The organism is Spirillospora sp. NPDC048911 (assembly GCF_043198015.1).
In the GTDB taxonomy this organism is placed as follows: Bacteria; Actinomycetota; Actinomycetes; order Streptosporangiales; family Streptosporangiaceae; genus Spirillospora.
In genome coordinates this window covers 455,370-469,511 of sequence record NZ_JBICUD010000005.1, presented here as the reverse complement: position 1 = coordinate 469,511, position 14,142 = coordinate 455,370, and the positions used below count along the sequence as shown (strand labels likewise).

The window sequence follows — 14,142 nt, the reverse complement described above, 5'->3', positions numbered from 1 at the left end:
CCGGGGGTCGGGTCAGCTCCCCTTGCAGATGTCGTCGGTCGCGCGGATCTCGCCCTGCTGCTTGGGGATGCCGGCCTTGACGTTCTTGAGCGCGGTCCAGTCCTTGCCGATCACGAGGTCGACGACGCCGGGACTGCCGCCGCTGGTGCGGGCGGTCGCCCTGGGCTTGCTGGGGATCAGCTTGGCGAGGAACGCGGCCTGCTGGTCGGCACCGGAGCCGTACAGCACCTTGGTGGTCGCCGTGCTGCTCATGTTGCCGCCGAGGCTGGCGTGGAAGCCCTGCGACTCCAGCGCCGTGATGACCCGCCCGGCCTGGCCCTGGCTCCCGCTGGCGTTGTAGACGCGCACCCGCACCTGGCTGGGGGAGATCTTGGACGCGCTGGCCTTGGGCTCGCTCGCCACGGTCTTGTCGTTGCGGACCGAACTGAAGAAGGTGTCGGCGGTGGGCTGGGTGAGCGCCACCCGGTTCGGGTCCAGCGGGTCGGGGCCGGACGGCACCGTGACGAACCGCAGCTTGCCGGAGGTCATGCCCTGCATGCCCTGGGCGATCTGCATCATCACCCGGGGGGTCAGGTCCTCGTCGGTGGTCAGCGACTTGGTCGTCGCGTTCAGCAGGGAGAGCAGCTTGCTCGGGTTGCTCAGCACGCCGGCGCTCAGCGCCTTGTTGGCGAGCGACCCCATGAACTTCTGCTGGCGCTTGATGCGGTCGGTGTCGGAACCGTCGCCCAGGCCGTGCCGCACGCGCACGTAGGCCAGCGCGGTCTCGCCCTTGATGGTGTGCTTGCCCTTGCCCAGCTTGAGCCGGGACTGCCGGTCGTTGACGGCCTTGGGCAGGCACACGTCGACGCCGCCGACGGCGTTGGTGATCGACTTGAAGCCGTTGAAGTCGACCTGCATGAAGTGGTCGATCTTGATGTTGGAGATGCCCTCGATCGTCTTGATGACGCAGGAGGCGCCGCCGAGGGTGAACGCGGAGTTGATCTGCCCCCGGCTCGTCGCCGCCGTCGTCCCGTTCTTGGTCTTGCAGGACGGGATCCGGATCATCAGGTCGCGCGGGAAGCTGATGCCCATGGCCTGCCCGCCGCCGGGCGACAGGTGCAGCAGGATCATGGTGTCCGAGCGCGGCGGCTCGTTCTTCATGCTCCGGCCGTACTTGGCGTTGCCGCCGGCGCGGGTGTCCGACCCCAGGATCAGGATGTTGAGCGCGTTGTTGAGCTTCTTGGGCCGGTTGGGGCCGACGTTGGCGTTGACGTCCTCATGGTTGATGTTGCTCATCGTCTTGTAGTAGAGGCCGTACGCCGCGAGGCTGCCCACGACCATGACGGCGGACAGGCCGATCGACACCCATCCGAGGATGCGCCAGCCACGCCGTGCCGGCGCCGGTCCGCTGGGATCGGCGTCGTCGACGTACTCCATGTACATGGGGTTGCTGTTCATCGGCTCCGTGGGTGGGGGCAGGCCCGCGCTCTCAGGGGTCGGGGAAACGAACGTGTCGGTCGGCAAGCAGAGACAGAGACTAGGTCAGGCGAGCCGGCGCACGGACCCGGATTCGTCATTCCATCCGGGCACGCCGGCCACCACCGTCACATGTTCCAGGCTCACTCGTCGATCTAGGGCGTCTTTGTGGAAGTTTCGTTGGATTATGACGGAAGCACCCGAGGCTAGTGGTGCAAGCAGGCCAGTCAGAACCCCCTCGGCTGTGGCGTACGACATGTCGGTCAGGACCCTGTCACGGGCCTCCAAGCCCCATTTCGCGGCCGTCCCGTCCGCCGCACGGACCAGTTCCGCCGCGGTGAATGTGGTCTTTGTCACAGTGCTCGCGTCGGTCATCACGGTCACCGCCGGCAACTGCGGCACCACATCCGGACTTTGGACGAATCGGTCTCCGTAGGCGCGTACCTCCACCGCGTAGTCGACAACGCCGGCGGGGGCCTCCCGGAGCGGTCCTCCCAGCGCGTGCAGCGACAGCCCGATGATCTCCTCCGCCTCCCGGTCGTGGATCACGTCTCCCAGCACCGCCTCGGCGGCCGCCAGGAGGTACGGACCGGACCCCCCGGCCGGTTCGCCGGATCGGACCCGTTCGTGAAATCCGGCGGTGTCCGGATCGAGCACCTCGACGTGGAGCCCGGCCGACCAGCAGGCCATCAGCCACACCGCGCTCTGCCAGTGCGGGGGCAGCGCGAGCACGGCCCGGCCGCCCGCCTCCGCAGCCAGCCCGTCGACCAGCAGGTTCGCCGTCTTGGCCACCCAGTTGTCGAACGTCTTGGCCGACAGCTCCACCCGTTCGCCGGTGTCGTCGTCGTAGAAGGTCACGAATGGGCGCGACGGATCGGCCGCGACCCGCCGCCGGAGCAGGTCCGCGGGTCCGAGGTCGGGCCCCGCGTCGCGTCCCAGGTCAGATCCGAGGTCAGGCATGAGCCAGACAGTACGCGGCGTACGGCGCCGCCCACCCGGCCGCCCGGCGGATCTCGCCGACTCGCCACCGGGTCGCCCCTGGGGGGTGCCTCAGGACCGCTACGCTCCGCATCGACGAACGACGAGCCGGGGGGTGGCGGGGCGAAGCCATGGGGGCACGACAGAGCGGGACGATGAGCGCGGGCCGTCTGCTCGCCAGGATCAGCGTGGCCCCGGCGCTGCTGATCGTGGCGTGGCTGATGGTGTCGCTGCCGTTGCTGCTGGCCGGGGTGTTCCGGCCGGGACCGGCGATCGTGCTGTTCGTGCCCGTGGCCGCCGTCGTCCTCTGGCTGGGCCTGCGGGACCGGCCCGCGGACCCGGATCCGGACGGGGACGAGACCGGGGCCGGGGCCGATGCCGGAGCCGGGGGCGTCCCGCCGGACCGGCTCGGGCAGGTGCCCTGGTGGGTGACGGGGGCGGTGCTGGCGATCACGCTGGCCTTCCTGGTCCTCCAGCTGGCCATGAGCACCGAGCAGATCCTCGTCCGGCGCGACCCGGCCTCGTACGTGCAGTTCGCCACCTGGCTGAACGACCACGGCTCGCTCCCGATCCCGCAGATGCGGTGGGCGTTCGGCGGCGGCGACCCGGCGCTGGAGTACCAGAGCCCGGCCTTCTACCAGCGCGGCGACGTCATCTGGCCCCAGTTCATGGCGGGCCTGCCGATGATCCTCGCGCTCGGCGGCTGGATCGGCGGCACCTACACGCTGCTCGCCATGGGGCCCGTCCTCGGCGCGTGCGCCGTGCTGGCCTTCGCCGGGCTCACCGCCCGGCTGGTCGGCCCGCGCTGGGCCCCGGCCGGCGCCCTGTTCCTCGCGCTGACCCTGCCCATGATGTGGATCTCGCGGTCCACGTTCAGCGAGGCGCCCGCGTTGATCCTGCTGCTGGGCGGGCTGTCGCTGGTGTACGACGTCAGGGGGGAGGCGGCACGGCCTCCGCAGCGAAGCGAGGAAGGCCGTGCACAGCATGCCGGGGGGGACAGGGGGGTCGCCCCTCCTTGGGAACGAACGGGTCTGCCGCAGTCGGCGCGGGTCAAGGCGTTTCTGGCCGGGCTGGCGCTGGGGCTGATCGTGCTCGTCCGGATCGACGGGCTGCGCGACGTGCTGCCGGTGGTGGTGATCGCCGGGCTGCTGATCGCGCGCCGCCGCCGGACCGGCGTGCCGCTGCTGCTCGGCCTGACCATCGGTGTCGGCGCGGGCCTGATCGAGGGTTTCACGCTGTCCCGGCCCTACCTGGACTACCTGCACGCCTCGCTCGATCCGCTGCTGATCGGCACCGGGGTCCTGCTGGCGCTCACCGCCGTCATGGTCGTGGCGCTGCGCGTGCGGCGGACGGGGGAGCGGCTCCGGCGGCTCGGCGCGCGGGTGTCGGCCGGGCGGCTGCCCAACGCGGCGGCGGTGCTGACCGTCCTGGTGATGGTCGTGTTCGCCGTCCGGCCGTACGTGCAGACCGTGCGGCGGGTGCCGACGAATCCCGACGACGAGCTCAACGCCAAGTTCATCGAGTCGACCCAGCGGCTGGCGGGGCTGCCGCTCGACGGCACCCGGCAGTACTCCGAGCTCTCCCTCTACTGGGTGATCTGGTACATCGGCGTTCCGGCGATGCTGCTCGCCACGTTCGGCGCCGCCCTGCTGGTGCGGCGCCTGCTGCGGCGCGGCTCCCCGGAGTGGCTGCTGCCGTACGCGGTGATCGCCTTCACGACGGTGCAGGTGCTGTGGCGTCCCGGCATCACCCCCGACCACCCGTGGGCGACCCGGCGCCTGATCGGGCTGGTCATCCCGGGTCTGCTGCTCATCGCGGTGTGGGGGCTGGCCTGGGCGTTCCGGCGGGTGCGGCGGCTCGGCTACGGACGCGCCGTCACCAACACCGCGGCCGTCGCGGGGGTGCTCGTGCTGGCGGCGCCGATCGCGATCTCCTCCGCCCCGCTCATGCTGGTCAAGACCGACCAGGACGAGGTCGCGGCCGTCCGCGGGATGTGCGAGAAGTTCGGCCCGGGACGCTCGATCGTGGTGGTGGAGACCGTCACCGCGGACCGTTTTCTGCAGCTGATCCGCAGCATGTGCGGCCTGCCCGCCGCCCGCACCGTGGACCGGGCGCGGCCCGCCGACGTCCGGCGGGTGATCGGCAAGATCCGGGCCGCCGGCCGGCGGCCGGTGATCATCGGCGCCGAGGCCGGGCAGGTGGCGCCGTACGGCCGGCCCACCAAGATCGTCGAGTTGCGCACCCGCCAGGACGAGCGGACCCTCGTGGAGTCGCCGAACGGCTCGTGGACCCTCAACGTCTTCGTTTGGATGTCCGAACCGTCCTGATAGGGGTCCCTGTGGCGGATCCTTATCCGGCGGCCGGGGCGGCGAGCGGGGGGTGACCGGCCTCGCGAGGTGCTCAGGGCGAGTATTCTCGCCCTGCGTGAGTACCCAGCCCACCGACAGTGCCGTGCACGTGACGATCGTCCTGCCGTGCTACAACGAGCAGGACCACGTCATCGACGAGGTCGAGCGCATCTCCAAGGCGATGGATGCCAGCGGCAAGAATTACGAGCTGCTGGCCGTCGACGACTGCTCGACCGACGCGACGCTGGCCCGGCTGGAGGAGGCCGCGCCGCGCTTCCCCAACATGCGGATCATCGCGTTCCACCACAACAGCGGCTCGGGCACGGTGCGGCGCATCGGCACCCAGCAGGCCCGCGGCGAGATCGTCGTGTGGACCGACGCCGACATGACCTATCCCAACGAGCGCATCCCCGAGCTCGTCGAGATCCTCGACACCGACCCCTCCGTCGACCAGGTGGTCGGCGCCCGCAAGAGCGAGGAGGGCACGCACAAGCTGCTGCGGGTGCCCGCCAAGTGGTTCATCCGCAAGGTCGCCGAGCGGCTCACCAACACCAGGATCCCCGACCTGAACTCGGGGCTGCGGGCGTTCCGCCGCCAGGTCTCGCTGCCCTATCTGCGGCTGCTGCCGCCCGGGTTCTCGTGCGTCACGACGATCACCATCGCGTTCCTGTCGAACCAGCACGACGTGCGGTACGTGCCGATCGACTACTTCAAGCGGGCGGGCAAGTCCAAGTTCCACTTCACCAAGGACGCCTACCGCTACATCCTGCAGGTGCTGCGGATGGTCATGTACTTCAACCCGCTCAAGGTGCTCATGCCCCCGGCGCTGTGGCTGCTGGTGATCGGCCTGGTCAAGGGCGTGTTCGACATGATCGTGCACTTCGGGTACTTCGCCAACAACACCGTGATGATCTTCATTACCGGCATGCTCATCGCGTCCCTGGCGCTGCTGGCCGACCTCATCGTCCGCTCGCGCAACGACACCTAGGCGGCGGCCCCGATGCGGATCGCGATCATCGGCCCGGCGTTCCCGTACAAGGGCGGCGGCGCGCACCACACCACCGAGCTGGCGCACCGGCTCGCCGCGGCGGGCCACGAGGTCGTCGTCGAGTCGTGGCGCGCCCAGTACCCCGCGTTCCTCTACCCGGGGCAGCAGACGATCTCCGAGCCGGAGGGCGAACCGTTCCCCGGCACCCGGCACGAGCTCGACTGGCGCCGCCCGGACGGCTGGTGGCGCACGGGCCGGTCGCTGCGCGCGTACGACCTCGTGGTGCTGGCGATCCTCAGCCCCGTCCAGGTGCCCTCGTACCTCGGGATCCTGGCGGGCCTCCGGCGCGGGACGCCCGTGGTGGCCCTGTGCCACAACGTGCTTCCGCACGAGCCCAAGCCGTACGACCGTCCGCTCATGAAGGCCTTGCTGCGGCGCGTGGACGGCGTTCTCGTGCACTCTCGGCAGCAGGCCGAGCTGGCCGGGGAGATGACGAGCCGTCCCGTTCGCGTCGCCGAGATGCCCGCTCACCTGCCGACGCCGTCGGGCAGCGGCACCGAACGGGCGCGGGGTGTTCGCAACCGCCTGCTGTTCTTCGGGATCGTCCGGCCCTACAAGGGGCTGGACGTCTTGCTGCGGGCCCTGGCGACGGGTCCTGACGACGTCTCGCTCACCGTGGCCGGAGAGTTCTGGGGCGGCCTCGACGAGACCGAACGGCTGATCTCCGAGCTGGAGCTGACGGGACGGGTGGAAGTGCGGCCGGGATACGTGCCCGCCGCCGACGTGCCCGGCCTGTTCGAGGCGTCGGACGCGCTCGTCCTGCCCTACCGCGCCGCGACGGCCTCACAGAACGTGTGGATGGCCTACGAACACGGGGTGCCGGTCATCGCCACCCGGGTCGGCGGCTTCGCCGGCCAGATCAGGGACGGCGTGGACGGGCTGGTGTGCGAGCCCGACGACGTGGGGTCGCTGGCCGACGCCCTCAAGCGCTTCTACGCGCCGGGCGAGCCAGAGAGGCTCCGCGAGGGCGTCCGCCCCGTCGACCACGAGCCTCTCTGGGCCGCCTATCTCGACGCCCTTACAGGTGCTCGTCGATGAGCTTGAGCAGCGCGCGCTTGGGCTTGGCGCCGACGATCTGCTGGACGACCTCGCCGTTCTTGTAGAGGTTCAGGGTCGGGAGACCCATCACGCCCTGCGAGGCCATCGTGCCGGGGTTGGCGTCCGTGTCGAGCTTGGCGATCGTGAGCTTGCCGTCGTACTCCCGGGCGATCTCCTCCAGGACGGGCGCGATCATCTTGCACGGGCCGCACCACTCCGCCCAGAAGTCCACCAGGACCGGGGTCTCGCTCTTCAGCACCTGCTCGTCGAACGTGGCGTCGGTGATGGTAATCGGGGCGGTCACGATCACTCCTTATTCGGCTGCGTACCCGTGACAAGTGTGCCGGGCACCGGTTCATTCCCGCCGGCCGCGTTCTCGTTGCCTGCGTTCTCGTCGTTCTCGTCGTCCGTGTCCCCGTCGCCGGGGGACCGCTTCGGCGGCCGGCCGCCGATGAGCACGGCGAGCCCGGCGTTCAGGAGGTCGGCCAGCGTCAGCACCACGCGGGAGGCCAGCGCGACCACGATCGGGGCGCCCGCCGGGAGCACCGGCGTCAGCACCAGCACCATGGCCGCCTCGCGGGCGCCGATCCCGCCCGGCGCGATGAAGACCAGGAACCCGGCGACGAACGCGAGCGCGTAGGCGCCGGTCGCGAGGAACGGCAGCCCGCGCCCGTCGCCGCCCACCGCCTCGCACAGCAACCACAGGTGGACGCCGAAGAACACCCAGCCCAGCACCGCCCAGAACGCCCCGAGCAGCGTCTCGGGCAGGCTCACGGGATGTTCGAGCGGCGGCCGCCGCACGAGCTTGAGCAGCGTGTCGAGCGCCCACGTGACGATCCTGGGATGCAGGCAGGCCAGCACCACCGGCGCCAGCAGGAACAACCACCAGTACTGGTCCCGCGCGGCCGCGGACGTCAGCGGCAGCGTGATCGCGGCGATCGCCAGCCCGGTCGCCTGCGAGGCCGCCATGGCCAGCAGCGTGGACCCGAAGCTGCGCGCCCGCGGCACCTTGTACTCGCGGGCGAGCTCCATCTGGGTGACCAGCGCCCACACCTTGCCCGGCACGTACTTGCCGAGCTGGGAGATGGCGGAGATCCGGTACATCGCCTTGACCGGGAGCGGCGAGCCGAGCCCGGCGAGGAAGACCCGCCAGCTCAGGATCCACGCGAGGAGCCCGGCGAGCCCGGCCGCGAACGCGCCGAGCAGCGTCGCCACCGACATCTGCTCGAACGCCCGCACGGTGGCGTCCCACTGGTCGATCAGGCTGTACGCGCAGAACCCGAGCGCGAGCAGGACGAGCAGCACTCGCGCGATCCGCATCGTCACGGCCTTCGAAATCACGTGCCCAAGCGTAGGCCAGCTCACCAGGGGTCCGGCGCTTTCACGGTCCCTCTAGAGTGGTCGGCGATGAAACTCTCGGATGTGGTCGCGTTCATGGGGCACCAGGTGCACGTCTGCCGGTACCGCGAGGCCGGGACGCTGCTCGGCTGGATGGGCCGGAACCTGCGCGGCAAGCGGGTCCTCGACGTCGCCGGCGGCGACGGCTACTGGGCGGGGCAGGCGCGCAAGCGCGGCGCCCACGCCGTCTCGATCGACCTGGCGCGCAAGAAGATGTTGTACGGGCGGACGCTGGCGCATCCGCCCGCGCTGATCGAGTGCGATGCGCTGAAGCTGCCGTTCGGCGAGGGATCGTTCGACGCCATCCTGTCGGTCTGCGCGATCGAGCACTTCGACGACGGCGGCCGGTCGCTCGACGAGATGGCCCGGGTGCTCAAGCCCGGCGGTGAGATCTTCATGTCGGCCGACGTGCTGAGCCGCGCCGACGCCTGGCCCAAGCTGCGCGACGCACACAAGGCCAAGTACCACGTCCAGCACACCTACACGCACGAGACGCTGGGCAAGCTGATGGACGAGCGCGGCCTCGACCTGGTCCGGCACTCCTACCAGTTCCGCACTCCGGCGGCCGAGCGGCTCTACCTGTCGCTGTCGGCCTACGGCGGCAAGGTCGGCTTCAACGCCGCCGCGCCGCTCGCGCCGCTGGTCGCGCTGACCGACCGCCGGGCGCCCAACGAGCGCGGCAGCATCGTCCTGATCCACGCCCGCAAGCGCGCGTGATCCACGCGCGCGAGCGCGCCCGACCCGCCCGCCCGCACCCCACAGACGATGTTGATCCGTGTTGGAGCGCCGGTCTGACTTCCGAAGGGGCACGATCGGCGTAGGCTCTGAGAGGTGGGGGTGATCCCTCCCACACGCCGCGAGATCGGGACACCGAAGGGGGCACCGTGGCGCCTCGGATCCTCGTCGATGCGACAGCCGTACCAGCCGACCGCGGCGGGCTCGGCCGTTACTGTGACGGGCTGCTCGTCGCGCTCGACCGGCTCGGCGCCGACCTGGCGATCGCCTGCCAGCGTTCGGACGAACAGCGTTACGGCACGCTCGCGCCCAACGCCCGGATCGTGGCGGGGCCCGCGGCCCTGGCGCACCGCGACTCCCGGCTGGCGTGGGAGCAGACCGGCCTGCCGTACGTGGCGCAGCAGGTCGGCGCCGACGTCATCCACCTGCCCGCGTACATCCTCCCGACCCGGGCCGGACGGCCCACGGTGGTCACCATCCACGACGTGACGGTGTTCGCCGAGCCCGAGATCCACGATCCGGTGCGTTCGACCTACATCAAGTCCGCGACCCGCACCGCCGCGCGCCGCGCCACCCGGATGATCGCGCCCTCCATGGCGACCCGCGACGAGCTGGTGCGGTTGTTGTCGGCTGACCCCGCGCACATCGACGTGGCCTATCACGGCGTCGACCACGACGTGTTCCACCGGCCCGACGAGATCGAGATCAAGAAGGTGTCCGACCGGCTCGGCCTGCACGGCCGCCCCTACATCGCCTACCTCGGGGCGCTGGAGCCGCGCAAGAACGTGCCCAACCTGATCCGCGGCTGGGCCCGCGCGGTGGCCGACCATCCCGACCCGCCGGTGCTGGTGCTGGCGGGCAGCGGCGGCTGGGACGACGAGATCGACGCGGCGCTCGCGACGGTCCCGCTCAATCTCAAGGTGATCCGCCCCGGCTACCTGCCCTGGTCGTCGCTGCCGGGCTTCTTCGGCGGCGCCCTGGTCGTGGCGCTGCCCAGCCGCGGAGAGGGCTTCGGCCTGCCCGTCCTGGAGGCGATGGCGTGCGGCGCGCCGGTGCTGACCACGCGGCGCGGCCCGCTGCCCGAGGTCGGCGGCGAGGCGGTGGCCTACACCGAGCCGGACGCCTGGGGCGTCTGCCGCGCCCTCTCCAACCTCATCGAGGATCCGGCCTACCGCCGCCGGCTCGCCGACGCCGCCTTCGAACGCTCGCAGCAGTTCAGCTGGAAGGCGTCCGCCGAGGCGCACATGGCCTCGTTCGAGAGAGCCGTCTCAGCACACGCGTCGCCCCGCTAGACCGAGGCCAAGTAGGCTCGCACGACCGTACGGGAGGGGCGCCGGGCGCGGGGCCCGGGGCCATGCGAGAGGGGAGCCTAGTGGAAGCGATTCTTCTGGTCGGGGGCCAGGGAACCCGGCTGCGGCCATTGACGATCTCCACTCCCAAACCGCTGCTCCCCACGGCCGGGGTCGCCTTCCTCGCCCACCAGCTGGCCCGGGCCCGGGCGGCCGGGGTCGACCGCATCGTGTTCGCGACGTCCTACCGCGCGGAGATGTTCGAGGCGGCCTTCGGCACCAGCGCGCACGGCGTCGACCTCACCTACGTCAGCGAGGACCAGCCGCTCGGCACCGGCGGCGCCATCCGCAACGCGGCCCGTGCGCTGACCTGCGACTCCGACGAGCCCGTGCTGATCCTCAACGGCGACATCCTGTCCGGCCACGACGTCGCCGCCCAGGTCAACCTGCACGAGAAATCGTCCGCCGCCGTGACCCTCCACCTGACGAGGGTCGACGACCCGTCCCGCTTCGGGTGCGTCCCCACCGGCCCCGACGGCCGCGTCACCGCGTTCCTGGAGAAGACCCCCCACCCCGTGACCGACCAGATCAACGCCGGCTGCTACGTCTTCCGCCGCTCGGCCATCGACTCCATCCCCGTCGACGAAGTGGTCTCCGTCGAACGCGAGACGTTCCCCTCCCTCATCTCCTCCGGCGCCATCGTGATGGGCTACGTCGAGACCGCCTACTGGCTCGACGTCGGCACCCCCCAGGCGTTCGTCCAGGGGTCCCGCGACCTCGTCCTCGGCAAGATCGCCTCATCGGCCATGCCCGGCGACCCCGGCGAGCGCCTCTGCCTCGACGGCGCGATCGTGTCGCCGGGCGCCGTCGTCCGCGGCGGCACCACCGTCGGCCGCGGCGCCGAGGTCGAGCCCGGCGCCACCGTGATCGGCAGCGTCCTGCAGGACGGCGCGTTCGTCGCCGAAGGCGCCACGGTCCGCGACTCGGTCGTGGGCCGCGGCGCCCGCGTCGGCCCCGGCGCCGTCCTCGACGGCGTCATCCTCGGCGACGGCGCCTCGGTAGGCCCGGGCAACGAACTCCGCGACGGCCTCCGCCTTTGGCCGGGCATCATCCTCCCGCCCACAGCAGTCCGCTTCTCCGCCGACGCCTGACATCGTCAGCCGCTGACCAGGGGCAGGGAGAGGCCCTTGCCGAAGTGGCCTACGCCGTCGGTCTTGCGGGCCGCTTCGATGCGTTCGGGGGAGGGGCGGCCGTACTCGGTCGTGCGTTGCACCGCGGGCCGGCCGGCCGCGGCGGCGATGGCCTCCAGCGAGCTGATGGTCTTGAACGAGCCGTTCTCCGAGCCCGCCATGCGGCTGATGGTCTCCTCCATGAGGGTGCCGCCCAGGTCGTTCACGCCGCCCTGGAGGACGCGGGTGGCGATCTCGTCGCCGAGCTTCACCCATGAGGTCTGGATGTTGTGGATGGCGCCGTGCAGCAGGATGCGGGCCAGCGCGTGCACGGCGATGTTCTCGCGGACGGTGGGGCCGGGGCGGGCCAGGCCGGCCAGGTAGATCGGCGAGTTGTGGTGCACGAAGGGGAGCAGCACGAACTCGGTGAACCCGCCCGTTCGCTCCTGCAGCGAACGCAGCAGCTTGAGGTGCGCGACCCAGTGCGACGGGGTGTCGACGTGGCCGTACATCATCGTCGAGGTGGTCGGCAGGCCCACCTCGTGCGCGGTGGTGACGACCTCGATCCACTGCTCGGTCGGCAGCTTGCCCTTCGTGAGCACCCAGCGGACCTCGTCGTCGAGGATCTCCGCGGCCGTGCCGGGCAGGGAGTCGACGCCGGCGGCCTTGGCCTCCTGCAGCCACTCGCGGATCGACATGTCGGTGCGGGAGGCGCCGTTGACCACTTCCATCGGGCTGTAGGAGTGGAGGTGGATCTCCGGCGCCCGCTTCTTGACCTCGCGGGCGAGGTCGAAGTAGGCGGTGCCCGGCAGGTCGGGGTGGATGCCGCCCTGCATGCAGATCTCGGTGGCGCCTGCCGCCCAGGCCTGGTCGACCCGGTCGCCGACCTGCTCCAGGGAGAGCGTGTAGGCGTCGGCGTCGGTGCGGCGCTGGGCGAACGCGCAGAAGCGGCAGCCCGTGTAACAGACGTTCGTGAAGTTGATGTTGCGCGTCACGACATAGGTGACGTCGTCGCCCACGGCGTCCCGGCGGAGGTCGTCGGCCAGTTTGGTGAGGGTTTCCAGCTCGGGCCCGTCCGCGTGGAGCAGGGCTAGGGCTTCGTCGTTGGAGAGGCTGGTCGGGTCTGTTTCCGCCTTCGCCAGTGCGGCCTTGATGTCGGCGTCGAAGCGCTGTGGTGCCGACATCCGCTCTTTGAGGGCGTCCCAGTCGCCGTAGACCTCGTCGAAGTCGTCCCGCCGGTCGCTGGTGCGGCCGGTGGTGTCGATCTCGACGTGGAGGTCTGTGCGTCCGAACGACTCGAAGCCTCCGTCCGGCTCCTGCCAGGGCCGTCCCTCGGGATTCTTGTCGTCGTCGGCGAGCCCCGAGGGCTCGGCGAGTGCGGCGATGTGTCCCATCATGCGAGGGTCGATCCAGGGCTCGCCGCGCTTGACGTACTCCGGGTAGATCGGCAGGCGCTCCCTGAGCGTGAAGCCCAGCTCCGCTGTCTTGGCCGTCAGCTCGTCGATCTGCGGCCATGGCCGTTCGGGATTCACATGGTCGATGGTGACCGGGGAGACGCCGCCCCAGTCGTCGATCCCGGCCCGGAGCATCAGCGCGAACTCGCCGCCCACCAGGTTGGGCGGAGCCTGAATACGTGCCTTGGGCCCGAGCACGAGCCGCGTCACCGCGATGGTCGCCGCGAGCTCCTCCGGCCCGGCGTCCGGCGTGGCCCGCATCTTGGTGTCGGGCTTGGCGCGGAAGTTCTGGACGATGATCTCCTGGATCGCCCCGTACTCCCGCATCGTCTTCCTGATGGCGAAGATCGAGTCGGCCCGCTCCGCCAGCGTCTCGCCGATCCCGATCAAAATGCCCGTGGTGAACGGGGTATTGGTGCGTCCCGCGTCCTCCAGCACCCGCAACCGCACGGCCGGGTCCTTGTCCGGCGACCCGAAGTGCGCCTCGCCCCGCTCAGTGAACAACCGCGTGGACGTCGTCTCCAGCATCATCCCCATGGACGCCGACACCGGCTTGAGCCGCTGGAAGTCGCGCCAGCTCATCACCCCGGGATTCAGGTGCGGCAGCAGCCCCGTCTCTTCCAGCACCCGGATCGCCATCGCCCGCACGTACGAGATCGTGTCGTCGTACCCGTGCGCGTCGAGCCATTCCCGCGCCGGCTTCCACCGGTCCTCGGGCTTGTCGCCCAGCGTGAACAGCGCCTCCTTGCACCCCAGCGCCGCCCCCTGCCGCGCGATCTCCACGACCTCGTCAGGGCTCAGATAGGGCGATTCCAGCTTGTGCGGCACGGTGGCGAACGTGCAATAGCCGCACCGGTCCCGGCACAACCGCGTCAGGGGAATGAACACCCCGCGGCTGTAAGTGATGATCCCGGGCCGCCCCACGGCCTCCAGCCCGGAGTCCCGCACCCGCGAGGCGTACGTCAGCAGATCGTCGAGCTGCGCACCTCGTGCGTGCAGCAGAGTGGTGGCCTCGGAAACATCGAGCGTCTTGCCGTCCCGCGCGCGGGCCAACGCCCGGCGAAGCGCGGAGTCCGTCACACCAGCGTCCATGCACGCACTCTATGCCAAACGTCATATTGCCCGTCCAGCCGCCCCCACCCGTCCCCTACAGCCCCCGCCCACCCCGTCCTATTCCCCCAAACCCCTCGATAGCATCAGGACGATCTGTTCGCCTCGGCCCTGGACGGC

At 70.7% G+C, this 14,142-nt stretch carries 11 protein-coding genes; 6 read left to right on the top strand and 5 right to left on the bottom strand.

Annotation, left to right across the window (positions count from 1 at the left end; all coding sequences use genetic code 11):
- Nucleotides 1–12: 12 nt before the first annotated feature.
- Together ACGFNU_RS25015 and ACGFNU_RS25010 are read right to left on the bottom strand one after the other, a co-directional pair.
- Nucleotides 13–1,437 (bottom strand): LCP family protein, encoded by a 1,425-nt coding sequence (locus ACGFNU_RS25015; RefSeq protein ID WP_392597245.1) that lies wholly within the window; start codon nt 1,435–1,437, stop codon nt 13–15.
- Nucleotides 1,438–1,521: 84 nt separating this feature from the next.
- Nucleotides 1,522–2,415 (bottom strand): TIGR03089 family protein, encoded by an 894-nt coding sequence (locus ACGFNU_RS25010; RefSeq protein WP_392597244.1) that lies wholly within the window; start codon nt 2,413–2,415, stop codon nt 1,522–1,524.
- A gap of 173 nt (nt 2,416–2,588) precedes the next feature.
- On the opposite strand from ACGFNU_RS25010, the gene ACGFNU_RS25005 reads away from it, so the two are divergent.
- From ACGFNU_RS25005 to ACGFNU_RS24995, 3 genes are all read left to right on the top strand, one after another.
- Entirely contained in the window at nt 2,589–4,760 is a 2,172-nt protein-coding gene (locus ACGFNU_RS25005; protein WP_392597242.1) for a hypothetical protein, read from the top strand.
- Between the two features lie 97 nt (nt 4,761–4,857).
- Nucleotides 4,858–5,769 carry a glycosyltransferase family 2 protein gene (locus tag ACGFNU_RS25000; protein WP_392597240.1) on the top strand — a complete coding sequence of 304 codons (912 nt, stop codon included), beginning with the start codon at nt 4,858–4,860 and terminating at the stop codon, nt 5,767–5,769.
- 12 nt (nt 5,770–5,781) lie between these two features.
- Entirely contained in the window at nt 5,782–6,867 is a 1,086-nt protein-coding gene (locus ACGFNU_RS24995; RefSeq protein WP_392597238.1) for a glycosyltransferase family 4 protein, read from the top strand.
- Here the strand turns inward: ACGFNU_RS24995 and trxA are convergent.
- Both trxA and ACGFNU_RS24985 read right to left on the bottom strand, forming a co-directional pair.
- On the bottom strand, nt 6,848–7,171 hold the full coding sequence (trxA, locus tag ACGFNU_RS24990; RefSeq protein ID WP_392597236.1) for a thioredoxin: 324 nt from the start codon (nt 7,169–7,171) through the stop codon (nt 6,848–6,850). The genes ACGFNU_RS24995 and trxA overlap by 20 nt on opposite strands.
- Before the next feature lie 2 nt (nt 7,172–7,173).
- Entirely contained in the window at nt 7,174–8,208 is a 1,035-nt protein-coding gene (locus ACGFNU_RS24985; protein WP_392597235.1) for a YbhN family protein, read from the bottom strand.
- A 66-nt stretch (nt 8,209–8,274) separates the two neighbouring features.
- Between ACGFNU_RS24985 and ACGFNU_RS24980 the strand changes: the two genes are divergently transcribed.
- From ACGFNU_RS24980 to ACGFNU_RS24970, 3 genes are all read left to right on the top strand, one after another.
- Nucleotides 8,275–8,982: a class I SAM-dependent methyltransferase gene (locus tag ACGFNU_RS24980; RefSeq protein ID WP_392597233.1), complete on the top strand. Its 708-nt coding sequence runs from the start codon at nt 8,275–8,277 to the stop codon at nt 8,980–8,982.
- Nucleotides 8,983–9,149: 167 nt separating this feature from the next.
- Nucleotides 9,150–10,292, top strand: a complete 1,143-nt coding sequence (locus ACGFNU_RS24975) for a glycosyltransferase family 4 protein (protein ID WP_392597231.1) — start codon at nt 9,150–9,152, stop codon at nt 10,290–10,292.
- A gap of 80 nt (nt 10,293–10,372) precedes the next feature.
- The gene (locus ACGFNU_RS24970; RefSeq protein WP_392597229.1) at nt 10,373–11,440 is read left to right on the top strand and encodes a sugar phosphate nucleotidyltransferase; all 1,068 of its coding nucleotides are present in this window, start codon (nt 10,373–10,375) and stop codon (nt 11,438–11,440) included.
- Between the two features lie 5 nt (nt 11,441–11,445).
- Here the strand turns inward: ACGFNU_RS24970 and ACGFNU_RS24965 are convergent, their stop codons facing one another.
- A complete protein-coding gene (locus tag ACGFNU_RS24965) occupies nt 11,446–14,004 on the bottom strand; it encodes a bifunctional FO biosynthesis protein CofGH (protein ID WP_392597227.1) in 2,559 nt (852 codons plus the stop codon).
- Nucleotides 14,005–14,142 lie beyond the last annotated feature (138 nt).

Coding starts and splice junctions, on each gene's coding strand:
- ACGFNU_RS24995 (WP_392597238.1), top strand. CDS start 5,782: ATGCGGATCGCGATCATCGGCCCGGCGTTCCCGTACAAGGGCGGCGGC.
- ACGFNU_RS25005 (WP_392597242.1), top strand. CDS start 2,589: ATGAGCGCGGGCCGTCTGCTCGCCAGGATCAGCGTGGCCCCGGCGCTG.
- ACGFNU_RS24980 (WP_392597233.1), top strand. CDS start 8,275: ATGAAACTCTCGGATGTGGTCGCGTTCATGGGGCACCAGGTGCACGTC.
- ACGFNU_RS24965 (WP_392597227.1), bottom strand. CDS start 14,004: ATGGACGCTGGTGTGACGGACTCCGCGCTTCGCCGGGCGTTGGCCCGC.
- ACGFNU_RS25015 (WP_392597245.1), bottom strand. CDS start 1,437: ATGAACAGCAACCCCATGTACATGGAGTACGTCGACGACGCCGATCCC.
- ACGFNU_RS25010 (WP_392597244.1), bottom strand. CDS start 2,415: ATGCCTGACCTCGGATCTGACCTGGGACGCGACGCGGGGCCCGACCTC.